This is a genomic window from Pseudarthrobacter oxydans (assembly GCF_030812335.1).
GTDB lineage: Bacteria > Actinomycetota > Actinomycetes > Actinomycetales > Micrococcaceae > Arthrobacter > Arthrobacter oxydans_B.
In genome coordinates this window covers 351,901-374,645 of sequence record NZ_JAUSSN010000004.1, presented here as the reverse complement: position 1 = coordinate 374,645, position 22,745 = coordinate 351,901, and the positions used below count along the sequence as shown (strand labels likewise).

The 22,745-nt window shown below is 68.8% G+C and carries 19 protein-coding genes; 12 read left to right on the top strand and 7 right to left on the bottom strand.

All coding sequences use genetic code 11. The annotated features are described in order from the left end of the window. Positions 1-7: 7 nt before the first annotated feature. From J2W14_RS09240 to J2W14_RS09230, 3 genes are all read left to right on the top strand, one after another. On the top strand, positions 8-1,438 hold the full coding sequence (locus J2W14_RS09240; RefSeq protein ID WP_307461476.1) for an RNA polymerase sigma factor: 1,431 nt from the start codon (positions 8-10) through the stop codon (positions 1,436-1,438). 202 nt (positions 1,439-1,640) lie between these two features. Continuing rightward, positions 1,641-2,474 (top strand): pyrroline-5-carboxylate reductase, encoded by an 834-nt coding sequence (gene proC, locus J2W14_RS09235; RefSeq protein ID WP_307461472.1) that lies wholly within the window; start codon positions 1,641-1,643, stop codon positions 2,472-2,474. A gap of 57 nt (positions 2,475-2,531) precedes the next feature. Continuing rightward, a complete protein-coding gene (locus J2W14_RS09230; protein WP_307461470.1) occupies positions 2,532-3,116 on the top strand; it encodes an HhH-GPD-type base excision DNA repair protein in 585 nt (194 codons plus the stop codon). A 192-nt stretch (positions 3,117-3,308) separates the two neighbouring features. Here the strand turns inward: J2W14_RS09230 and J2W14_RS09225 are convergent, their stop codons facing one another. Continuing rightward, the gene (locus tag J2W14_RS09225) at positions 3,309-3,947 is read right to left on the bottom strand and encodes a potassium channel family protein (protein ID WP_370871241.1); all 639 of its coding nucleotides are present in this window, start codon (positions 3,945-3,947) and stop codon (positions 3,309-3,311) included. A gap of 40 nt (positions 3,948-3,987) precedes the next feature. Continuing rightward, positions 3,988-5,418 carry a TrkH family potassium uptake protein gene (locus J2W14_RS09220; protein WP_307461467.1) on the bottom strand — a complete coding sequence of 477 codons (1,431 nt, stop codon included), beginning with the start codon at positions 5,416-5,418 and terminating at the stop codon, positions 3,988-3,990. Positions 5,419-5,521: 103 nt separating this feature from the next. Between J2W14_RS09220 and J2W14_RS09215 the strand changes: the two genes are divergently transcribed. Continuing rightward, positions 5,522-6,745 (top strand): acetoin utilization protein AcuC, encoded by a 1,224-nt coding sequence (locus J2W14_RS09215; RefSeq protein WP_307461465.1) that lies wholly within the window; start codon positions 5,522-5,524, stop codon positions 6,743-6,745. Positions 6,746-6,831: 86 nt separating this feature from the next. On the opposite strand, the gene J2W14_RS09210 is transcribed toward J2W14_RS09215, so the two are convergent. After that, positions 6,832-7,344, bottom strand: a complete 513-nt coding sequence (locus J2W14_RS09210; RefSeq protein ID WP_307461463.1) for a hypothetical protein — start codon at positions 7,342-7,344, stop codon at positions 6,832-6,834. Between the two features lie 165 nt (positions 7,345-7,509). Here J2W14_RS09210 and J2W14_RS09205 point away from each other — a divergent pair, with 165 nt between their 5' ends. Together J2W14_RS09205 and gdhA are read left to right on the top strand one after the other, a co-directional pair. Beyond that, complete coding sequence (locus J2W14_RS09205; RefSeq protein WP_307461459.1) at positions 7,510-8,094, top strand: ArsR/SmtB family transcription factor; 585 nt, start codon at positions 7,510-7,512, stop codon at positions 8,092-8,094. Between the two features lie 223 nt (positions 8,095-8,317). Next, positions 8,318-9,655: an NADP-specific glutamate dehydrogenase gene (gdhA, locus tag J2W14_RS09200; RefSeq protein ID WP_307461456.1), complete on the top strand. Its 1,338-nt coding sequence runs from the start codon at positions 8,318-8,320 to the stop codon at positions 9,653-9,655. A gap of 119 nt (positions 9,656-9,774) precedes the next feature. On the opposite strand, the gene J2W14_RS09195 is transcribed toward gdhA, so the two are convergent. After that, complete coding sequence (locus J2W14_RS09195) at positions 9,775-11,103, bottom strand: alpha-hydroxy acid oxidase (protein ID WP_307461454.1); 1,329 nt, start codon at positions 11,101-11,103, stop codon at positions 9,775-9,777. A gap of 136 nt (positions 11,104-11,239) precedes the next feature. On the opposite strand from J2W14_RS09195, the gene J2W14_RS09190 reads away from it, so the two are divergent. Next, positions 11,240-11,935, top strand: coding sequence for a FadR/GntR family transcriptional regulator (locus tag J2W14_RS09190; protein ID WP_307461452.1), 696 nt, complete (start codon positions 11,240-11,242; stop codon positions 11,933-11,935). Positions 11,936-11,952: 17 nt separating this feature from the next. On the opposite strand, the gene J2W14_RS09185 is transcribed toward J2W14_RS09190, so the two are convergent. Continuing rightward, the gene (locus J2W14_RS09185; RefSeq protein ID WP_307461449.1) at positions 11,953-12,978 is read right to left on the bottom strand and encodes a LacI family DNA-binding transcriptional regulator; all 1,026 of its coding nucleotides are present in this window, start codon (positions 12,976-12,978) and stop codon (positions 11,953-11,955) included. 355 nt (positions 12,979-13,333) lie between these two features. Here J2W14_RS09185 and J2W14_RS09180 point away from each other — a divergent pair, with 355 nt between their 5' ends. The 5 genes from J2W14_RS09180 to J2W14_RS09160 all read left to right on the top strand — a co-directional run bounded on the left by J2W14_RS09180 (position 13,334) and on the right by J2W14_RS09160 (position 19,339). Next, on the top strand, positions 13,334-14,785 hold the full coding sequence (locus J2W14_RS09180) for a Gfo/Idh/MocA family protein (RefSeq protein ID WP_307461447.1): 1,452 nt from the start codon (positions 13,334-13,336) through the stop codon (positions 14,783-14,785). A 42-nt stretch (positions 14,786-14,827) separates the two neighbouring features. After that, positions 14,828-15,790 carry an NAD-dependent epimerase/dehydratase family protein gene (locus J2W14_RS09175; RefSeq protein ID WP_307461445.1) on the top strand — a complete coding sequence of 321 codons (963 nt, stop codon included), beginning with the start codon at positions 14,828-14,830 and terminating at the stop codon, positions 15,788-15,790. Continuing rightward, positions 15,787-16,692: a 5-dehydro-4-deoxyglucarate dehydratase gene (locus J2W14_RS09170; RefSeq protein ID WP_307461443.1), complete on the top strand. Its 906-nt coding sequence runs from the start codon at positions 15,787-15,789 to the stop codon at positions 16,690-16,692. Before J2W14_RS09175 ends, J2W14_RS09170 begins: the two co-directional genes overlap by 4 nt. Then, positions 16,692-17,801 (top strand): mandelate racemase/muconate lactonizing enzyme family protein, encoded by a 1,110-nt coding sequence (locus J2W14_RS09165; RefSeq protein WP_307461441.1) that lies wholly within the window; start codon positions 16,692-16,694, stop codon positions 17,799-17,801. The genes J2W14_RS09170 and J2W14_RS09165 overlap by 1 nt, the downstream gene beginning before the upstream one ends. 86 nt (positions 17,802-17,887) lie before the next feature. Further along, positions 17,888-19,339, top strand: coding sequence for an aldehyde dehydrogenase (NADP(+)) (locus J2W14_RS09160; RefSeq protein WP_307461440.1), 1,452 nt, complete (start codon positions 17,888-17,890; stop codon positions 19,337-19,339). A 120-nt stretch (positions 19,340-19,459) separates the two neighbouring features. On the opposite strand, the gene J2W14_RS09155 is transcribed toward J2W14_RS09160, so the two are convergent. Beyond that, positions 19,460-20,614 (bottom strand): M24 family metallopeptidase, encoded by a 1,155-nt coding sequence (locus tag J2W14_RS09155; RefSeq protein ID WP_307461438.1) that lies wholly within the window; start codon positions 20,612-20,614, stop codon positions 19,460-19,462. After that, positions 20,611-22,740: a DUF6807 family protein gene (locus J2W14_RS09150; protein WP_307461436.1), complete on the bottom strand. Its 2,130-nt coding sequence runs from the start codon at positions 22,738-22,740 to the stop codon at positions 20,611-20,613. Before J2W14_RS09150 ends, J2W14_RS09155 begins: the two co-directional genes overlap by 4 nt. Between the last annotated feature and the right edge of the window lie 5 nt (positions 22,741-22,745).

Here is a 22,745-nt window from a genome sequence, read left to right as displayed (position 1 = left end):
CCAGAAAATGGTCCGCGAAACAGGGTCCCGGCCGCCGCCCGAATCCGCCGGGGCACCGGAGGAGGCCGGGCAACTCGAGCCCGAGCCGCCGCCCGAGTCCGCCGGGACACCCGAGTCCGCGCCGCAGGGACCCGCCGGGGCGCCCGCGGCGGAGGCGGGCATCGCCGGCGTCTTCCGGAAGGAATACGGGCGGGCCGTCGCCGTCCTGACCCGTGTGCTCGGGGATATCGACGCCGCCGAGGACGCCGTCCAGGACGCCTTCACCCTCGCCGTCCGGCACTGGCCCTCCACCGGCCTCCCGCCAAGCCCCGCGGGCTGGATCATCACCACTGCCAGGAACCGGGCGACCGACCGGCTGCGCCGGGAAGCCGGACGCGGCGACAAACAGCTTCAGGCCGCGCAGCTGCAGGCCGCCAGGTCCCCGGCAGAACCGACGCCCGAGGAACTCGTGATCACTGAACTCTCAAGGGAGGGCACGGTGGACGATGACAGGCTGCGGCTGATGTTCACCTGCTGCCACCCGGCCCTCGCCACCAACGCCCAGGTGGCTCTGACGCTGCGGCTGCTGGGCGGTCTCACGACGGCGGAAATCGCCCACGCCTTCCTGGTGCCGGAAACCACCTTGGCCCAGCGCCTGGTCCGGGCCAAGGCGAAAATCCGGGAGGCCGGGATTCCGTACCGGGTGCCGCACGGGGCGGACCTTCCGGCGCGCCTGCCGCCGGTCCTTGCGGTGGTGTACCTCATCTTCAACGAGGGCTACAGTTCCAGCTCCGGTGGTCCGCCCATCCGGGCGGACCTCTGCGCGGAAGCGATCAGGCTGGGCCGGCTGCTGGCCGCGCTGATGCCGGACGAAGCAGAAGTGAAGGGCCTGCTGGCCCTGATGCTGCTGACCGAGTCACGGCGCGCCGCGCGGGAAGCCGGCGGCGGCCCCGTGCTCCTGGCGGACCAGGACCGGCGCTTGTGGGACCGTGCCCTGATCGCGGAGGGCCAGGACCTGGTGCGGCAGTGCCTGCGGCGGAACCAGCCCGGACCGTACCAGCTCCAGGCGGCCATCAGCGCGGTCCACAGCGATGCGCCCGACGGCGGCGCTACGGACTGGCGCCAGATCCTCCGGCTGTACGACCGGCTCCTCGAACTCGCGCCCGGACCGGTCGTGGCCCTCAACCGGGCGGTCGCCCTGGCCGAGCTGGAGGGCCCGGAACCTGCCCTGCGCCTCGTCGACGCGCTCGGGCTCGAGGGCTACTCCCCGTTCCACGCCGTCCGCGCCGACTTCCTGGCCCGGCTGGGCCGCATCGATGAGGCCGTCGCCGCGTACGACGCTGCGCTGCAGCTGGCCGGAAACGCCGCCGACCGGACATTCCTTGAGTCCCGGCTGCTTGAGTCCCGGCTGCGTGAGACGTGGCTGCCTGAAACCGGCCCGGGCGGAGCTGCCCGTTAACGGCGAAAGGCACCGGCGTTCCGCTGCGGGAAAATGGGGGAAACCCGCTGCAGTCCACCGGTGCCGGGCAGACATCCGCATGCCTGCCGCATCACTCGCACCCTCAATGAGGTAACCACCACGTTAGTTCCGGAGTTTGTGAAGACCCTGACCTGAAGATGGGAGCTGGCTGGGAATCGGGCCGGACTGCAATGATGGGGGCATGAGTAACCGAATCGCATTCCTGGGCTGTGGATCAATGAACGAGGCCATCATGGGCGGCCTGATCGCCGGCGGCACTGACCCGGCGGACATTGTCGCCACCGTCCGCCGCGCCGAACGCGCCGACCAGCTGGCCAAACGGCATCACGGCATCACAGCCATCGCCGGCGCCGAAGAGCCGGAGAACAACAAACAGGCGGCCACCGGCTCCGGCGTCGTGATCCTGGGCGTCAAGCCCGTAGGCATCGCGGACCTGGCCCGTGAGATCGGCGACTCGCTGGCACGGGACACGATCGTCATCAGCGTCGCCGCCGCCGTGTCGCTGGAGCAGCTGGAAGCGGCCCTGCCGGCCGGCCAGCCCGTGATCCGGAGCATGCCCAACACCCCGGCGCAGCTGGGCCGGGGCGTCATTTCCGTGTCGCCGGGCACGCACTGTTCCCCGGCGCAGCTCCAGCTCGCCAAGGACCTGCTGGCCTCGGCGGGCACCGTCGTCGAAATCCCGGAAGACCAGGTCGACGCGCTGTCCGCGATCAGCGGCTCCGGCCCCGCGTACGCGTTCTACCTGGCCGAAGCGATGGCGGACGCCGGCGTCGTACTCGGACTGGACCGTGAGCTGTCGCTGCTGATTGCCCGGGAAACCGTCGCCGGGGCGGGCCTGATGCTGGCCGAGGCGGGCGCGGATGCGGCGGCGCTGCGCAAGGCTGTCACGAGCCCCAACGGCACCACCGAGCGCGCCATCGCGACCTTTGACGCGCGCGGCCTGCCCGCGATCATCGCCGACGGCGCCCGCGCCGCCGCCGAACGCGCCGCGGAGATCACCAAACAGCTCGGCTAGCGGCAAACGCAGGCGCAACCCATGACGCGGACCGCACCGGGTGGCAGGATGGGACCCATGGAACTGCACATCACAGGGGATCCCGCGGCGGACAAACTACTGAGCGATGACGCGTTTGCGCTGCTCACCGGCATGCTGCTTGACCAACAGGTGACCATGGAATCGGCCTTCGCCGGTCCGGAAAAAATCCGGACGCGCATCGGTTCCATGGATCCGGCCGCGATTGCCGCTTACGATCCGCAAGAGTTCGTCGAGATGTTCAAGGAACGGCCGGCCGTCCACCGGTTCCCCGGATCAATGGCCGGCCGCGTCCAGTCCCTTGCCGGGACCGTGCAGAAAGACTGGAACGGCGACGCGACTGCCATCTGGACGCAGGGTGACCCCGACGGGCCGGAGGTGCTGCGCCGGCTCAAGGCATTGCCGGGATTTGGCGAGCAGAAAGCGAAGATCTTCCTGGCGCTGCTGGGAAAGCAGTGTGGCCTCCAGGCTGAAGGCTGGCGCGAGGCCGCCGGACACTACGGTCAGGAGAACGCCTTCCTGTCCGTCGCTGACATTGTGGACCCGGAGTCGCTGAGCAAGGTGCGGGCCAGCAAGCAGACGGCCAAGGCCGCCGCGAAGGCTGCGAAGACCGCCGGGTCCTGACAAGGCGGTAGCTCAGGCGACGCGCAATCCGCCTCATGACGCGCCAAAGCGCTGGCGCTGCCGGAATACGGCGGCGCCAGCGCTTTGGCGCGTCGCCAGACGGTATCCGCCGCGCTGGGGACCTTGCCAAGTGAACGGGAGGCTTCTCCGCGGAGTCGATCTGTGCCGGTCGTCCAGGACGTCGCGGCGCCGCTACGGCCGGGCGGCGAACCTCTCCAGCAGGTCCACGTGCCCGGAAACAATGAGCATGTCCCGGGAGGACACCTTCGTCTCCGGCCGGGCGTAGGTGAAGTCCTCGCCCGGGGACTTCACGCCCACGATCGTGACCCCGTACTTCGAGCGGACCTTGGATTCGTCCAGGGTGAAGCCCACGGTTTCGCGCGGCGGATACATCTTCACGATCGCGAAGTCGTCGTCGAACTCGATGAAGTCCAGCATGCGGCCGGAGACCAGGTGCGCGGCGCGGACACCGGCGTCGGCCTCCGGGTAGATCACGTGGTTGGCGCCGATCCGGGTCAGGATCTTCCCGTGCGAGGGCGTGATGGCCTTGACCCAGAGGTGCTCGATGCCAAGGTCCACGAGGTTGACGGTGATCAGCACCGAGGATTCGATCGAGGTGCCGACCCCCACGACGGCGGAGCTGAACTCCTGCGCGCCGAGCTGGCGGAGCGCATCGATGTTCGTGGCGTCGGCCTCGACGACGTGGGTCAGGGTGCTGGACCACTTCTGCACCAGGTTCCGGTCGCGTTCGATGGCCAGCACCTCGCGGCCCTGCTTGACCAGCTGTTCTGCGGTGGAGGCGCCGAAACGGCCCAGCCCGATCACCAGCACCGGGGCGTTGTGGGCGGGACGGTTGACGGCGCCTGAGGAACTAGCCAATGATGGGTCTCTCTTCCGGGTAGTGGTACAGCTGGCTGCGCTGGCGCAGGGCCAGGGCAGCGGCGAGGGTGACGGTCCCGACGCGCCCGGCGAACATCAGGGCGGTGAGGACGTAAACGCCCGACGGCGGCAGCTCGGCACTGAGGTTCGTGCTGAGCCCCACCGTGGCAAAGGCGGAAATGGTTTCAAAGAGCACCCGGTCCAGGGATGCGCCGCTGATGTGGAGCAGCAGCATGGCGGCGACGGCGACGAGGGTGGCGCCGGCGACAATGACCGAGATGGCCACCCGCATGGTGCCTTCGGGGATGGTGCGGCCATAGACCTTCACATCGGAGTCGCCGCGGGCCTCAGCCATGATCGCCAGGAACATCACGGCGATGGTGGTCACCTTGATGCCGCCGGCGGTCGACGCCGAACCACCGCCGGCGAACATGAGGGCATCGGTGAGCAGCATGGTGGTGGAATCCATCTGGTTCTGGTCCACCAGGTTGAACCCGCCGGAACGCGTCATCACCGAGGCGAAGAGCGAATGGATGACCTTGTCCGCGTCGTTCATGCCGCCGATGGTCCTCACGTTTTCCCACTCCATCAGCCCCCACAGCACCGTGCCGGACACCAGCAGGATCAGCGACACCTGGATGGTCAGCTTGGTGTGCAGGTTCCATTTCTTCCAGTTCAGGCCGTTCTGCTGCAGCACCATCACCACGGGGAAGCCCAGACTGCCGAGGAAGACGCCGACCATCAGCGGGACGAGGATCCACAGATCGGTCTCGTACGGGACGATGCCGTCCGAGTGCGGGGTGAACCCGGCGTTGTTGAACGACGAAATCGCGTAGAACACCCCGTGCCAGACCGCCTGGCCGAAGCTTTCGCCCAGCATCAGGAACCGGGGGATCAGCGCCAGCGCCAGGGCGGCTTCGATCACCACCGAGGTCACGATGACGATCCGCAGCAGGGTGCCCACTTCACCGAGGCGGCCGGTGTTCATGGCCTCCTGGGCGATCAGCTTGCCGCGGACACCCAGCTTCTTGCTCACCAGGAGGGCCAGCAGCGAGGCCAGCGTCAGGGTGCCCAGGCCGCCCACGAAGATGCCGACCAGGATGACGAGCTGGCCGAAGAAGGACCAGTGCACCGCCGTGGACACCACGGTCAGCCCCGTCACGCAGACGGCGGACACGGCGGTGAACATGGCCTGGTACAGCGGGGTGAAATCACCGGTGGCGGAGGACACCGGAAGGGACAACAGGCCGGTGAAGACAAGGACCACCATGCCGAACGCGGTGAGGGCGAGGCGGGCCGGGGTGGTGTTGGCAATGTTGTCGATGAAGTCGCGGAGGCGGGTGAAGACCCACAGGCCTTCCCGCTCCGGAGTGCCGGGCTGCCAGTTGGCCGGGCTCTTGGACCTCGACTGGCTCTGCGTCATGTGTGGCTTTTCCTCGCTTGAAACTGCTTCCTTCAGTAGTAAACCACTAAACCCCCCGCAATGACTGGGGGACGGGGCCCCGCGCTCCGGTAGCCTGTGATTGATGACATACCTTCCCGGGCTCGCCAAGGCCGCACTGCCAACGACGGTGGTGTGGGATCCCGCCATGACCGCCTACAACTTCGGCCACAGCCACCCGATGGCCCCGGAGCGGATGGAGCTCACCGCCAGGTTGGCCGGAAGCCTTGGTCTGCTGGACCTGGAGCACGTCACCGTCGCGGCGCCGGACGTCGCCAGCGACGCGGAACTGTGCACCGTCCACAGCCCCGAATTCGTCGCCGCCGTGCGGCGCGTGAGCGCGGACCCCGGCACCCCGGACCTGGAACGCGGCCTCGGCACCGAGGATGACCCGGCCTTCGCCGGGATGCATGAGGCCAGTGCCCGGCTTGCCGGCGGCTCCATCCTCGCCGCCGCCGCCATCCTGGACGGCAGCGCTGTCCGTGCGGTGAACTTCGGCGGGGGTATGCACCACGCGGCCCGGGAGCGCGCGAGCGGATTCTGCATCTACAACGACGCGGCCCTCGCCATCCAGCGGCTGCTCGACGGCGGCCTGCAGCGCGTGGTGTACATCGACATCGACGCGCACCACGGCGACGGAACCCAGAGCATCTTCTGGGACGACCCGCGCGTGCTGACGATCTCCCTGCACGAGACGGGGCTGACCCTGTTCCCGGGCACCGGCTACGCCAACGAGATCGGCGGGCCCAATGCTCAGGGCAGCGCCGTGAACGTCGCCCTGCCGGCCGGCACCGGGGACGGCGGCTGGCTCCGCGCCTTCCACGCCGTCGTGCCGCAGCTCGTGGGTGCCTTCGAGCCCGAGGTCGTCGTAAGCCAGCACGGCTGCGACTCCCACCGGCTGGACCCGCTCACCCACCTCAACATCAGCGTCGACGCCCAGCGCGAGGCCGCCACCGCGATCGGCAACCTCGCGGCCCGCTACTGCGAGAACCGCTGGATCTCCACCGGCGGCGGGGGCTACAACGTCATCACCGTGGTGCCGCGGGCCTGGAGCCACCTGATCGCGATCGCGGCCGGGCGACCCGTCCCGCTGCGTACCCCGGTGCCGGAGGACTGGCGCAGTTACGTGAAGGAAAAGTACGGGGACAAGTACGGGGTCGCCGCGCCGGAAATGATGGGCGACGACGTCGACCTCTGGTGGCGCTCCTGGGAGGTCGGCTTCGACCCGAACGACGACGTGGACCGGACCGTCATGGCCACCCGCAAGGAGATCTTCCCGCTCTACGGGCTGGACCCCTGGTTCGACTAAGTAGCTGGCAGTTGCGGCCGTTATGAGGCCCTCAAAGCGGCCCCTGCTGCGAGGTAGATGCTTATGCGGGTTAGCTGCTTGAACGGCTAACCGGCTTCGGAGGCCTGCGGGCTGGGCTTCTCGGTCTGGAACACCACCCCGGCCGCGCCGATGATCCAGCCCAGCAGCGAGAGCGAGAACGCCCCGATCAGGTCGGTGGAGGCGGTGCCTTTCACCAGCCACACGCCGAGCACCAGCAGCCCGACCACGAGGTACACCATCAACGCCGCGATGACCCGGCCGGAGAGCTTCGTGGTGATCCCGCCGGCCTCGAAGACACCGACCTGGGCCTGGCTGGCGGCCTTCCCGCTCCCGCTCTGCTCCTCCCGGCGGACCTCGGCCATGGTGAAACCCAGGGCGGACGCGGTCAGTGAACTCAGCGAGGTGGACAGCGCCCCGGCGGCGCAGACGACGGCGCCGTTCAGCCGGGGCGGGGTGCCCGGAATCTCCGGGACGAACACCCAGACCTGGAAGAGCACGTTGCCCCAGACGATCACGAACAGGGCTAGGAACACGGCTGCGATGATGTTGAACAGCTGGTTCCGGAAGAAATCCCCCATGGTGGTCCACTCCTCTGCGTCGGTAGGCTGCGGCCTCACCTGCCGGGATGGCGGTGCGTCCGTTCTAGCACCGCCTTCCGGGACGGGGCAATGCCCCGCGGCTACACAGCCCGGGGCCGCAATTAGTGGATGCCATCCGGCGTATATGTCGCTAGTGTTGAGGGCATGGTGACAGACGACGTATTTGCCGTCATTGCTGAGGCAACCCGGCGTGACATTCTGGTGTCCCTCCGCAAGGGGGACAAAGCAGTGGGGGAGCTGGTCCAGGAGCTCGAGGCCAGCCAGCCCACCATTTCCAAGCATCTGAAAGTTCTCCGCGAAGCGGACCTGGTGAGCATGCGCGCCCAGGGCCAGAAGCGCTACTACACACTCAATCCCAAGCCGCTGGCCGGGATCGCCAGCTGGCTGGAGACGTTCGACGTCGGCGCTGCCGCCACCCCGGAGCCGTCGCCGGCGCGGGCGGCCGAACCCCGGCTTCAGCCCGTCCCCGTGCCGGACTCCCTCGCCGCAGCCGTCACAGCCACCCCGCCCGCCACACCGGCATCGCAGCACGCCGCCCCGGCATCGCAGCCCGCCGCCGCACTCGCCGGACGGCCCGCCGGAAGCCCGCTGAGCCCCGCCGTCGTTCTTCCGGTCGGCACGGCAGGCGAGGACAAAATGCCGCAGCAGATCGGCCGGACCGTCGGCCGGGCCGCAACCCGGGCCGCCGACCTCCTGGCCAGCCTGCCGAAGTTCGGCCGCAAGAAGTAGCCCCGCCCGGTTCTGCCGGCCGCTCCCGGTTCTGCCCGCCGCTCCCGGTTCTGCCCGCCGGCCCGTTTCTGCCCGCCCCGCCTGTTTGTGTCCCGCGCCACCCCGTCTTAGTCACACGCGGTGCCATCCGGTGCCCGAATGGAGATCCCCGCCCGTCCGGTGCCACCATGGAAGGGTTTGTTTATTGCGCCCGATGAGGGGCGCCAGGGTTTAGGGAGTTGCAATGGACGCACGGCTTGAAGCCATCCGGGACACGGTGCTGGCACGCAACCCCGGCGAAGGGGAATTCCACCAGGCGGTCACCGAGGTCTTCGAAAGCCTCGGCCCGGTCCACGACCGCCACCCCGAGTTCCTCGAAGGCGCCGTCCTCGAGCGGCTCTGCGAGCCCGAACGGCAGATCATCTTCCGCGTCCCGTGGGCCGACGACGCCGGCCGCTTCCAGATCAACAGAGGCTTCCGGGTGGAGTTCAACTCGGCATTGGGCCCCTTCAAGGGCGGCCTGCGCTTCCACCCCTCGGTGAACCTGGGCATCGTGAAGTTCCTCGGCTTCGAGCAGATCTTCAAGAATGCCCTGACCGGCATGCCCATCGGCGGCGGCAAGGGCGGCTCCGACTTCGACCCGCGCGGACGCTCGGACGCCGAGATCATGCGCTTCTGCCAGGCCTTTATGACCGAGCTCTATCGCCACATCGGCGAGTACACCGACGTCCCGGCCGGGGACATCGGCGTCGGCGGCCGGGAAATCGGCTACCTTTTCGGGCAGTACAAGCGGATCACCAACCGCTACGAATCCGGCGTCCTCACCGGCAAGGGCATTTCCTGGGGCGGCTCGCTGGTGCGGCCCGAGGCGACCGGCTACGGCACGGTGATCTTTGCCGAGGAGATGCTCAAGACGCGCGGCCAGTCCTTCGACGGCCAGCGCGTGGTGGTCTCCGGCTCCGGCAACGTCGCCATCAACGCCATTGCCAAGGCCCAGTCCCTCGGCGCCACCGTCGTTGCGTGCTCGGATTCCTCCGGCTACGTCGTGGACGAGGCCGGGATCGACGTCGCGCTGCTGCGCCAGATCAAGGAGGTCGAGCGCGGACGGCTGAAGGACTACGAGGCCCGGCGCTCCGCCGTCGACTACGTGGACGGCGGCTCCGTCTGGGACCTCGACGCGACCGTCGCGCTGCCGTGCGCCACGCAGAACGAGCTCGACGGCGACGCCGCGGCCCGGCTGGTGCGCAACGGACTGCTCGCGGTGGCGGAGGGCGCCAACATGCCCTCGACCCGTGAGGCCGTCGCGGTGTTCCAGGACGCCGGCGTCCTGTTCGGCCCCGGCAAGGCCGCCAACGCGGGCGGCGTGGCCACGTCCGCGCTGGAGATGCAGCAGAACGCCAGCCGTGATTCCTGGTCGTTCGCGCACACCGAGGACAGGCTCACCAAGATCATGGTCGGGATCCACGACCGCTGCGCGGCCACCGCGGACGAATACGGGGATCCGGGGAACTACGTGCTGGGCGCGAACATCGGCGGCTTCGTGAAGGTGGCCGACGCGATGCTCGCCCAGGGGCTGATCTAGGCCCGGACTTCCGCGCTGCAGGGCGCCGCCGGGACGCCCCCGGGCTTACCCCCGGCCCGGACACAACAAAGGCGGCCGCGTTCTCAAGAACACGGCCGCCTTTGTTGTGTCCGCGCAGGCTACTTGGAGAGCAGCCGCACGTGATCCGGGGTCAGCTCCGAGATCCGGCTGACACCCAGCAGGGCCATGGTGCGGAGCATGTCCTTCTCCAGGATCTCGATGGCCCGGTCCACGCCGGCCCGCCCGCCAGCCATCAGGCCGTAGAGGTAGGCGCGGCCGATCATCGTGAAGTCGGCCCCCAGGGCCAGCGCGGCGATGATATCCGCGCCGCTCATGATGCCGGTGTCCAGGATGATCGCCGCGTCGCTGTTGTCCGCCTCGAACGCCGCCTTCACGTCCGGGAGCAGGTGGAACGGGATCGGGGCGCGGTCCAGCTGGCGTCCGCCGTGGTTGGAGAGCACCACGCCGTCGGCCCCGTGGTCCACGACCCGGCGGGCGTCCTCCACGGTCTGGATGCCCTTGACGACGAGCTTGCCCTTCCAGGTTTCGCGCAGCCAGTCGAGGTCATCGAACGTCAGGGTGGGGTCGAACATCGAGTTGATCAGGTCCGCGACGGTTCCGGTGTAGCGGGACAGCGACGCGAAGGTCAGCGGCTCGTGGGTGAGGAAGTTGAACCACCACGCCGGCCGGTAGGAGGCGTCCAGCACGGTCTTGATCGTCAGCGCCGGCGGGATGGTCATGCCGTTGCGGACGTCGCGCAGCCGGGCACCGGCGACGGCGGTGTCCACGGTGACCATCAGGGTGTCGTTGCCGGCCCTGGCCGCGCGCTCGATCAGCTCCAGCGAGCGGTCGCGGTCGGTCCACAGGTAGAGCTGGAACCAGTTCCGGCCGTCCGGTGCGGCGGCGGCGACGTCCTCGATGGAGGCTGTGCCCATGGTGGAGAGCGTGTACGGGATGCCGGCGGCCGCGGCGGCCTGGGAACCGGCGTATTCGCCCTCGGAATGCATCATCCGGGTGAAGCCGGTGGGCGCGATGCCGACCGGCAGCCGGGACGTCTTGCCGAGGATGTCGGTGGTCAGGTCTATTTTGGAGACATTACGGAGGATGCCGGGCCGGAACTCGATGTCCAGGAACGCCTCGCGGGCGCGGCGCAGGGTGATCTCCGCTTCGGCCGCGCCGTCGGTGTAGTCGAACGGGGCCTGCGGGGTGCGGCGCTTGGCCTGGTCGCGGAGGTCCCAGATGGTGCTGGCGCGCCGCAGCCGGGCGGCGCGGCTGAACTCGGGCTTCTTGAACTGCATCAGCGGGGCGAGGTCCGAGTACTTGGGGACCCGGCGCTTGAGGGCCGCCGGAATGATCCCCGGGATGGCTGCGGCGGAGCGCGTGCCCGCGCCGGTGTCTTCGGGCTGGGTGGGCGCCTCGGGGTTGCCGGGCTCGATGGTCTGCGTCATTGCTGCCTCCGGGCAGGTCTCGTGTTCCTGGATGTCGGGATCCCCGCCGGACTAAAACTAAAACCCAGCCACCGGGGGAGTGTGGTCCAACCACAGTCTAGGCGTGTGGTCCAACCACATCAAGTAGGATGGGCCCATGCGTACCCACCAGCTTGTCCTGCAGTGGATCGAGGGCCAGCTCTCCAGCGGTCAGCTGGCCCTGGGCGGACGGCTTCCGGCCGAGCGTTCCCTCGCCGAGCAGCTCCAGGTCTCCCGCACCTCGGTCCGTGAGGCCATCCGCGTCCTGGAGGCCATGGGTGTGCTCCGGGCCGGCGTGGGGTCGGGTCCGGAGGCGGGGACCGTCGTGATCGCCGACCCGACGGCGGCGCTGGGCTCGGCGCTCCGGCTGCACGTCGCCACCTCGCACCTGCCGGTCAAGGACATTGTGGAGACGCGCGTGCTGCTCGAATCCTGGGCCGCTTCCCGGGCGCGCCCGGAGTCGCCCGCCCTGGCCGAGGCGGCCCGGCTGCTGGAGCAGATGGACAGTTGCGCCGAGACGGAGGCTTTCCTGGCCCTGGATGTCCGCTTCCACCTGGCCCTGGCGGAAGCCGCAGGCAACGCCGTCGTCAGCGCCATGATGGGCTCCCTCCGCGAAGCCATCCAGGACTATGCCGGGCGGCTGACCGGAAACCTCCAAAACTGGGATGCGACGGCGGCGCGGCTCCGGGCCGAGCACCGGGGCATCCTGGCGGCCATCTCCAACCACGACGGCGGCCGCGCGGCGCAGCTGGTCGCGGACCATATCGAGGGCTACTACGCGGAGGCCGGGGTCAGGCCCGACGCGAAGGCCTGACCCGCCGGGATGTCATGTCACGGGGCGAGGTCCGCGGGGGAGGGGCCGCTGCTGGCCCTGATTTCGAGGCGCGGCTGGTACCGGGTGTCCGCCGTTTCGAGATCTTCCTTGCGGATCAGCGCCCGCAGCTGGTGCCAGGCCTGGCCGCCCAGCTCGGAGATGGGCACGGCGGCGGTGGTCAGGGTGGGCGTGGTGTAGCGGGCGAAGGGGATGTCATCGAAGCCGGTGATCGAAATGTCGCCGGGAACGCTCACTCCGCGTTCATGGAGTCCGCTCATCAGGCCCATGGCCACAAGGTCATTGAAGGCCAGGATGCCGGTGGCGCCGCTGTCCAGGACTGCGTCCACGGCCTCATGGCCGGTATCGAAGTCTGATCCGCCGTCGAGCATGCTGACCTCCACCTGCGGATGCCTGTTCCTGAACGCCTCCAGGCCCTCGAGCCGGAGCCGGTTGGAGGCACTGCCTGCAGGGCCGGCGAGGAAGGCCAGTCGCGTATGGCCGAGGCCCGCCAGATGCTCGGCGAGGTCCTGCACGCCCTGCCCGTAGTCGACCACGAGGCTGGGAACCCCGGCAGCCGCCGTCGTCCGGTTGATCAGGACCAGCGGGTGCAGCGACGGTGCGATTTCTTCGAGTTCGGCATCAGTCATGCGCGGGGCGCAGAGCACCAATCCATCGCAGCGGCGGCGGGCCTCGCCGGCCAGGATTGCTTCCTCGCTGGGGACCTCGAACGAATCGGCAATCAGGACGCGGTACCCATCCTCGGCCGCAGCCCGGCTCAACCCGCGCAGGATAGCCTGGAACGTGGGGTTGGCAAGGTCCGGCACCACGATGCCGATGGTGTCCGTCTTGCCCAGTGCGAGGCTTCGGCCGACCGGGTTGGGCTGGTATTTAAGTTCGACGGCGGCCTCCCGCACGCGTGCCGCGATCTCCGGGTCCACGGTGAAGTTTCCGTTCATTACACGTGAAACCGTGGCGTGCGAGACGCCCGCTTTCAGGGCAACGTCCGCAATGCCGATCCTGCCAGTGGCAGATTTTCTGGCCATGGGCCCGCCTTTCGTCAGTCCAGGCCCCCGTAATGACCCGGCGCCCGAGGGAAAGCATACAGCGCTCTCAGAAACCGGTTTCCATTTCCCCGGCGAGCCGTGCTGCGGCCGAACCGCAACCGATCCGGCGCCACGGCTAGAAAACGCTTTCTCTCAGATAGCATAAGGCTTGACGGGACAGCGCGTCTATTGATAGAAATCATGTAGCGGCTGCGAGAAAACGCTTTCTCAGTGCTGAACGGAATCTGCTCCACATCCACGGCACCGCAGTTGCAAGCACCACGTTCCAAGCCATTCCAGAGCACCACCAGCGGCCGCAGCCCGGCCGAGTATTGACGCCTTCGAAAGGGTCCTCATGGTCAACACAGCCGAATCGAGTTCTGCTACCGCTGCCTCCACATCCGCTCCGCTGACGGGCGACGAAGCCGAAGCCGCTCCGGGGCCGGGCGAACGCACGAGGTCACGCATTGCCTTGATCGGCACCGGTGGACGCTCCGAGATGTACATCCGCGCCATCTTCGGCGACCACGCTGACACCGCAGAACTGGTGGCGTTCTCGGACGTTAACCCCGGCAGGGTCGAGTACTTCCAGAAACTCATCCAGGAACTGGGGGCCCCAGGTCCGGTGGCTTCCTTTGACCCCGCCGATCTCACCGCCTTCATCCAGGCCAACAGCATCGACCGCGTTGTCGTCACCACTCCGGACTACACCCACGCTGACTACATCGTGGAGTCCCTGGAGGCGGGGGCGGACGTCGTCGTCGAAAAACCCCTCACCATCGACGCCGAGGGCTGCCGCCGCATCACCAGGGCCGTGGCGGAAACCGGCCGCAACGTCGTGGTCACGTTCAACTACCGCTACTCACCGCGCAACAGCGCCCTGAAGCAAATCATCCAGAGCGGCGTGATCGGCAAGGTCACCTCCATCGACTTCAGCTGGGTCCTGGACACGGTCCACGGCGCGGACTACTTCCGCCGCTGGCACCGTGAAAAGAAGAACTCCGGCGGCCTGCTGATCCACAAGGCATCCCACCACTTCGACCTGGTCAACTGGTGGCTCAGCGATGTCCCGGAGCGCGTTTTTGCCTCCGGTGGGCTGAAGTTCTACGGCGACCACAACGCGGCCGAGCGCGGGCTGGGCCCCCGCCCCGAGCGGGGAACGCCAGACGCCGGCGCTCCCGCCACCGGGGACAAGGATCCGTTTGCGCTGGACCTCCGTGACGATGAGCGGCTCAAGGCCCTCTTCCTGGACAACGAGCACCACGACGGTTACCGCCGGGACCAGGATGTCTTCTCCGGCGGCATCACCATCGAAGACAACCTTGCCCTTGTGGTGGAGTACCAGAACGGTCCGCGCCTGAGCTACTCCCTGAACGCGCACAGCCCGTGGGAGGGCTACCGCGTTGCGGTCAACGGCACCGAAGGCCGGGCGGAACTGGAAGTGGTGGAACGCGCCGCCGTCCTGAGCAGCACGGACAAGAAAACGGTGGTGGACCCCTCGGCCACCCCCGTCGAGGAAGAGGACGCCATCCGCCGCAACGGTGAGCGCCTCGTGGTCCAGCGCCACTGGGAAGCTGCCTATGAAGTTCCGATCGTCAACGGCGAAGGCGGCCACGGCGGCGGCGACGCACTCCTCCTCTCGGACCTCTTCAACGGCCCCGGCGAGGACCCGCTGGGCCGGCCGTCCGGCTACCTGGACGGCCTCCGCTCAGTGTCCGTTGGCATCGCCGGCAACCGCTCGCTGGAGTCCTCCCTCCCTGTCCGTATCGACGATCTGGATCTCGGCGTCGACCTTCGCCGCGCCTAACGGCCGCCGGGCCGCGGCCCTTCTGAAACTTAAGGAACCAATATGAGCAGGATTTTTGTCACCGGCGGCTCCGGCCGGCTGGGTCGCAGCGTTGTGGCCGGGCTCGCCGACGCCGGCCACAACGTCTTCTCGGTGGACCGTGACGCCATCCCGGCGGATCAGCTGCCGGCCGGCGTCGTGCAGGTAACCGGCGATCTGCTGGCACCGGGCGAGGCCCTGCGCCTCCTCCAGGAGACCAGGCCCGACGCCGTCATCCACCTCGCCGCGATCGCCGTCCCGTTCAGCGCACCGGAAGACGTCATCTTTGCCACCAACACCCGTCTCGCCTATGCGGTCATCAGCGCCGCCACGGAGCTGGGCGTCGGCAAGATCGTCACGGCATCCAGCCCCACGGTGCTGGGCTACGGATCGCCGGCCGGCTGGGTGCCGGACAGCTTCCCGCTGGACGAACGCACCACGCCGAAGCCGTGGAACGCCTACGCGCTGTCCAAGCTGATCGCCGAACAGACAGTGCGGATGTTTGCCGCGGCGCAGGGGGAGAAGATCAGGTACGCCGCTTTCCGACCGTGCTATGTCATCTCGCCCGAGGAATGGGACGGCGCGCCCACACAGCAGGGCCACACCGTGGCCGAGCGCCTCGCCGATCCCGCCCTGTCCGCACCGGCGCTGTTCAACTACGTGGACGCCCGCGATGTTGCCGATTTCCTGGACGTGCTCCTGCAGAAGATGGACTCCATTCCCAACGGGGAAACCTTCTTCGTCGGAGCTGCAGACGCCCTCGCCACCGCCCCGTTGGCCGGGCTGATGCCCCGCTTCCTGCCCGGAAGCGAGGCCGTGGCCGCCGGCCTGACCGGCTCCAGCCCGGCCTTCGCCATCACCAAGGCCCGGGACCTGCTCGGCTGGGAACCCAAGCGCACCTGGCGGACCGAACTGAAGACAAGCACCACCCTCAACGACGAGACAACTGCCCTGCTGGTCACAGCCGGATCCAAGGAGACATCATGAAATTCGACGGCGTCCTGTTTTTCCCCGTCACCCCGTTCACGCCGGAAGGCGCCGTCGACGTGGAGCTCCTCAAGGAGCACATCGGCTCCAGGCTCCCCTTCGGACCCGGCGGCGTGTTTCCCGCCTGCGGGACCGGCGAGTTCCATGCCCTGAGCATCGACGAGGTACGCACCGTGGTGAGCGCCGCCGTCGAGGTTGTGGCCGGAAAGGTACCCGTCGTTGCCGGGGCCGGCGGGCCCCTGGGCCACGCCCTTGCCGCCGCCCGCGTGGCCGACGAAGCCGGTGCCGACGCACTCTTGGTCCTCCCGCCGTACCTGGTCACCGGACCCACGGACGGCCTGGTGGCCTACATCGAGGCAGTGGCGGACGCCAGCAGCCTCCCGGTGATCGTCTACCACCGCGGCAATGCCAAGTTCACTGCCGCGTCCATGGTCCGCCTGGCCGCCAACCCCAAGGTGATCGGCTTCAAGGACGGGCTCGGCGATGTTGGCCTGGCCCAGGAAATTGTGTCCGCGGTCCGGGCCACCGGACGCGAGGATTTCGCATTCTTCAACGGCCTGCTGACCGCCGAACTGACGCAGGGCGCCTACCGCGGGCTGGGCATCCCGCTCTACTCATCGGCTGCGTTCGCCATGGCACCGGAGATCGCCAAGGCCTACTACGACGCCTACATTTCCGGTGACGAGGACCGCCGCAACGCCCTCCTGGAGGGCTTTTACGCTCCGCTGGTGCGGCTCCGTGACCAGACGCCCGGCTTCGGTGTCTCGCTCGTCAAGGCGGGCCTGCGGCTTGGCGGACTTCCTGTCGGCCCGGTCCGGCCGCCGCTGATGGATCCCTCCGAGGACCAGCTGGTCCAGCTAAAGGCCATCCTGGCCAAGGGGCACGAGCTGGCCGGCCGCTGATGAGTGCACCCGCCGTCGAAACCGTCCGGGCTGCACCGGTCATCACCGGCCTGACCACCCGCATCCTGACAGTGCCACTGCGCCGCAGCTGGGGAGCGGACGCGCCGGAAAACCACGTGATCGTCACGGAGCTCCGGACGGACGACGGCGGCGCGGGGCACGGATTCTCCTGGACCCCCACCATCGGCCCGCAGGCTGTCAAAGCGCTCCTCGACTACGACATCGCGTCGTTCGTCACCGGACTGCCCGCCAATCCCGAGACCGTGTGGGACACGTTGTGGAAGCGGCTGCATGAGGCCGGCGGCGGGGGGCTGACCACGATCGCCATGGCCGGCGTCGACCTTGCCCTCTGGGACCTGCAGGCCCGCCGGGCCGGTTCTTCGGTGACAGGTCTGCTGGGCCAGCGGCAGGATTCCGCCGAAGTGTACGGCTCCGGGGTGAACTTGCACTACACGCTGGAGGAGCTGGTGGCCCAGACCGAACGCTGGGTTGCCGCAGGTCACCGGGCGGTCAAGATCAAGGTGGGCAAGCCCGATATCCGCGAGGATGCCGAGCGGGTGGCGGCCGTTCGGTCCGTGCTCGGCCCGGACCGCAAGCTGATGATTGACGCCAACCAACGGTGGGACCTTCCCACCACGTTCAAGGCCCTGGACGCGCTCGCAGTGTACGGGCTGGAATGGCTCGAAGAGCCGATCCGCGCGGACGACCTTTGGGCGTACCGCAGGCTGCGGAGGCATTCACCGGTGCCCATCGCCCTGGGCGAAAACCTCCACACCATCTACCGGTTCCGCGATTTCATTGAAGCGGAGGCGGTGGACATCATCCAGCCCAATATCATTCGGGTGGGCGGCATCACGCCGTTCCGCCGGATCGTGGAGCTGGCCCGGACCAACAGCATCCGGGTGATGCCCCACCTGCTGCCGGAGCTGTCCGGACAGCTTGCGCTCACGCTGGCCGAAAGTACCCTGGTGGAGGACGTGGAAGATGCGTCCTTCGAACAGCTGGGCGTCCTGGCAGGACCCTCACCGGTGCGCTTTGGTAACAGCCGCCTGACCCTCACGGACCAGCCGGGCTTGGGTTTTCGCTTCACGGAGAACCCGCCGTGCTGATGGCCGCAGCTGATAACCGCAGCGGGCTCACCGCGGAACCGATGACCGCAGACACGACGATTCACGACGATGAACAGGTAACTCCAGTGACTACTGCAACTCTTTCCCTCTCAGAACTCACGGCTGCCGCCACCCGGGCCGCCGCCCTTGCGGGGGCGGCCTCGGACGCCGAGCGCGCCGGCTGGCTCACCGCCGTCGCCGACGCCTTGGACGCCAATGTGACCGAACTCGTGGAGATCGCCGATGCGGAGACCAGTCTCGGCACCACCCGGCTGACCGGCGAAGTCGCCCGCACATCCGGGCAGCTGCGGCTTTTCGCCCGGGTGATCACCGAGGGCTCCTACCTGGAGGCAATCATTGACCATGCGGACCCGTCCGCCACCCCGCCCAAGCCGGACCTGCGCCGCATCCTGCGGCCCATCGGGCCGGTGGCCGTCTTCTCGGCCTCCAACTTCCCGTTCGCGTTTTCCGTGGCAGGCGGAGATACAGCGTCCGCCCTGGCAGTGGGCTCACCGGTGATCGTCAAGGCACACTCGGGCCACCTGAAGCTGTCCGAGCGGACAGCCGAAGTTGTCACCGAGGCCCTGCGTTCCGCCGGAGCCCCGGAGGGACTGTTTGCGGTGGTCAGCGGCCGGGAGCTGGGCACGGCGCTGGTGCAGGATCCGGCCATCAAGGCTGTCGGCTTCACCGGTTCCATCCCGGGCGGCCGGGCGCTGTTTGACCTCGCGGTCTCCCGGCCCGACCCCATTCCGTTCTACGGCGAGTTGGGCAGCCTGAACCCGGTGGTCATCACCGCGGCGGCACTGGCCCAGCGGTCCAGCCAGCTGGCGGCAGGACTCGCAGCCTCGTTTACGATGGGCGCCGGGCAGTTCTGCACCAAGCCCGGACTGGTGTTCCTCCCGGCCGGGACCGGCTTCGGCGCGGAGCTGGCAGAGGCCAGTAAAGACAAGCCGGCGGCGGCCATGCTCACCGCCCGGATCTCCGATGCCTACCCGGAAGGACTGCGCAGCGTGGCTTCGCTGCCTGGCGTGCAGATCGTCAGCGGCACCGCGGACCAGGACGCAACACGCGACGGCGCCGCGCCCGTGGTGTTCTCCACCTCCGCCACCAGTGTCCTGCAGCACCCGGACGAGCTGCTCGAGGAGTGTTTCGGGCCCACGACGCTGCTGATCGAATACGCCGACCAGGAAGAGCTCTCAGCTGTCCTGGCCAAGGTTCCCGGCAGCCTGACCGCCACCGTCCACCACCAGCCGGGGGAGGACGTCGCTGAGCTCGTGGAGCAGCTCTCCGGCCTGGCCGGCCGAGTCCTCTTCGATGGCTGGCCTACCGGCGTCGCAGTGAACTGGGCACAGCAGCACGGGGGCCCGTACCCCGCCACAACGTCCCTGTTCACCTCGGTGGGGGCGACGGCGGTCCGCCGGTTCCAGCGCCCCGTTGCCTACCAGGATGCTCCCGAAGCGGTGCTGCACCCGGCCCTGCGCGACGGCAACCCGCTGGGCATCCCGCGCCGCGTGGACGGGAAGCTCCGCCTCCCCTAGCAACGCCCTCTCAGTTGATGCGGGTTTAATCGAAACGCTCTCTCAGTTGTTGCCGGTACTGCGGCTACAACTGAGAGAGCGTTTCGCGTTTTGGTGCAGGATCTGAGGGAGCGTGCGCCCCTACAGCTGGAGGGTGACTGGCCGCAGCAGGCCGTTGACCGTTGTAGCGGGCCAGCGGTCGTCCAGTGTCAGGACCTTCACGCCGGACTCGGTCAGCTGGACCGTGTCCTCGACCTTCACCCCGGGTCCCGACGGGTTCCAGGTGAACGGCTGGTTGGTTACGACGGAGTCCGTGGCGGACGCGGTGACGCGAGGATCCCGTCCCGCATAGCCGGCCGGTCCGCCCTGGTGATGCTGCTCCCACTGCTCCGCGCCGAATCCGTGCCGCGCGTAGGCTGCCTTGATCTCGTCGAAGACCCGGTCCAGCCGGGCGCCGGGAACGGTGGCGTCAAAAATGTCCGCCTCAACAGCGGCGATCCGGGCCTCGGCGTCGAGTTCTTCCGGGGTGCCGGCGTCGAACCTCACCCAACGGGTGAGATTGGCGACCAGGCCGTCCCGGCGGGCGCAGATCACGGCCATGGCGCGGCGGCCGAGGGGCGCGTGGGTGGCCAGCGGGTGGCGGAAGTCGCTCCGGGAGCTGCCGTTGCACAGGAGCACCAGGGGTTCCGCGCCGACGGCGACCACACGGGCGGCCAGGGCGGAGACCAGCCCGAATTCGGTAGTTTCCGGCCGGGCGGCGGAGAGCACGTCGGTCATGATGCCGGCCATTTCTGCGCTGAGCTGCGCATAGCGGGCGGACTCGCCGGGGAGCAGCTGCTGCCGGGCGGCCCGTAGCCCCGCGGTCACCGCGGACTCGGCGAGCGGGGATCCCGCGCCCGCCCGGGAAGCTTGCCCGACGGCGGCCGCTGCCTCGTGCAGGTTCCCGTACCAGGGAACGGAGTGCAGGGAGACCCCGGCAGGGAGCTCCTCTGCGGCGATCCGTCCGGCTTCGTTGTTGAACGTCACCAGATGGTCACCCTCCCGGTCCACCAGCAGCGCGGCGATGGGGTCACCGGCCAGGCTGATGTGCACGCGGCTCCCGTCCAGGTACCAGGTCAGGGCCGTGTGGGTGGTCAGCAGCAACGAGTCCCGGCCCTCGGCGTCCAGGATATCCAGGACCCTACGCCGCTTGACGGCTCGGTCCGCGGCGGAGGCCGGCGCCGTGCGTTTGCCGGTGCTCGGTGAGTCGGGGCTCGGCGTTCCGGCGGTTGGCGTGGCGGTGATGGTCTGGCTCATGAGTCGTCCCCCTGTGATGTGGTCAGTGTCTGGATGTCTTCGGTGCTGAGGATTCCGTCGGCGATATACACGCTCACGGTGCGGTGCACCGGGGCGCCGGGGCGGGCGATGACCGGCTCATCCCAGGCCAGCGACTGTCCGACCCCCGGGTATCCGTCCACCCGGACGAACCACGGGTCTGTTGAATCCGCTGCGGGGACGAATACCAGCGTGGCGGCGCCGGCAACGGTGCCAACGCCCGCGGCGCTGCCGGGGTCACTGCCGCCCTCGGCTGGTCCTGCAGTGAAGCTGCCGGACCAGGCGAGCCACGGCGTGACGCTGCCGTGGACCTCGGCTTCCCCGGCTCCGGCCGGGGTCCACACCCTCGCTCCGGAACATGCGGGGAGGCGCCAGAAGAACCCGCCATACCCGCCGCCCTCGCGGCCGTTGGAACCCGGGCTGCCGAGGCTCACGGGCCGGTTCCCGGCGGGGGAGAGGGCGAAGTCCAGCGTGAGGCGCCAGAGGGAAGGTCCGACGCCGGCCCACGTCCACGTGCGCTGCTCGGTCAGGAGGGGAGCGCCGTCCGGGCCGTTCCAGGACAGGGACTCGGTCAGCTCACCGCCGCCCGGGGATGGATCGCCCTGGGATGGCTCGCCCGGGATACCCTCGCCGGTCCGCACGATGCTGCCGTGGTCCGGCCGCCAGACGTACCCGCCCGCTTCCCGCGTGTAAGTGCGGCCGCCCCAGAAGTTGACGCCGGCCACGTCCTGGAGGGCCACGCCGGCGCCCAGATGCCACACATGATCCAGGGGCTGGTGGTCCGTGACCACGGTGCCCCCGAGCGTGCTGACGGGGTGGAGGTAGGGGCGGGGCGAGCAGGAGGCGCGGATCCGGCTGCCGTCCTGGTACCCGGCGACGGGCTTGCCGTCGACGGCGAACGTCCGGGCCGGCGGCAGGCTGCGCGCCCACGGGACACTCAGTTCGGCGAAGGTGGCCTGCGCCTTGGCTGCACGTGCTATCAGCTCAGGGATGCCGTTGACCACAGGGTGGGCGTTGTCGCCGTCGCCATGCCAGGTGGTGTAGTCGGGGCTGATCTCCAGCGGGTCCGGGGCCGTTCGGATCGCCTCCAGTACGGCGGTGAACGCGCCGGTATCAGCCAGGGCGCAGAGCAGGGGTTCGCCGGCGGTCCGGGCGGCAAGCAGGTTCTCCAGCAGGTCGGTCCGCCCGAAGGTTTCGCGGCGCTCGCCGGCCGGTGTTGTGGTGCGGACATCGTCTTGGGTGTAGTAGAACGTGATATCCCCCCGGGTGCCGTGGACCGTCACCGAAGGGTGCTGTTGTTCGGGGGCGCAGAGCGTGAGCGCGCACAGCAGGGTCTGGCCTGCAGCGGTGCGAACTCGGATCACGGAGGTGTCGTCGCTCTGGGTGTTGTGGGCGCGGTAGAGGTCCGTCTCCACGGAGGCCACATCGGCAATTGTGTGTGCCCCGGCCATGTGCAGCCCGGTGGCCACGGCATGTGCCAGGGCGTTGGTAGCCACGCCGTCCACCACATCGGTCCCGTCAAGGCTGCGCTTGCCCGCCCAGCGGGAACGCTTGAAGTAGCCCTTGGTGCGGAGCCACATGCCTGTTGCACTCAGGCCCAGGACGTCTCCGATGTCGCCGGATTCGATGGACGCGCGCATCGCGGGCAGGGCCAAGGATCCCAGGCTCTGGAACCCCACCTGCACACGACGGCCCGAGGCTTCCGCCGCTGCCAGCACCTCCTGGAATTGCGCCATGGAGGCCACCGGCGGTTTTTCCACGTACACATCGGCTCCCGCAGCGAGGGCGGCCAGGGCCAGGGGCGCGTGGGTCTGGATGGGCGTGGCCAGGATGATCACGTCGGGTGCCGATTCAGATGCCAGCAACTGGTCCAAGGAGTCGAAGACCCCCACAGAGTTGCCCAGCGTGCCCGCCTCCGGCGGATGAGGGTCTGCCACCGCCACGAGGTCCAGGACGCCGGCTGCTGCAAGCCGGGCCAAGTTGGACAGATGCCGTTCGCCGAAGCCGTGCACGCCGACGAGCGCGACGCGCGGGAGGGCCGCCGGAACAGGGCTTTCGCCTGCCGCTGGGGGGTTAGCGGGTGCCGTGGGAGCGTGGTGCGGAATCATCGAGG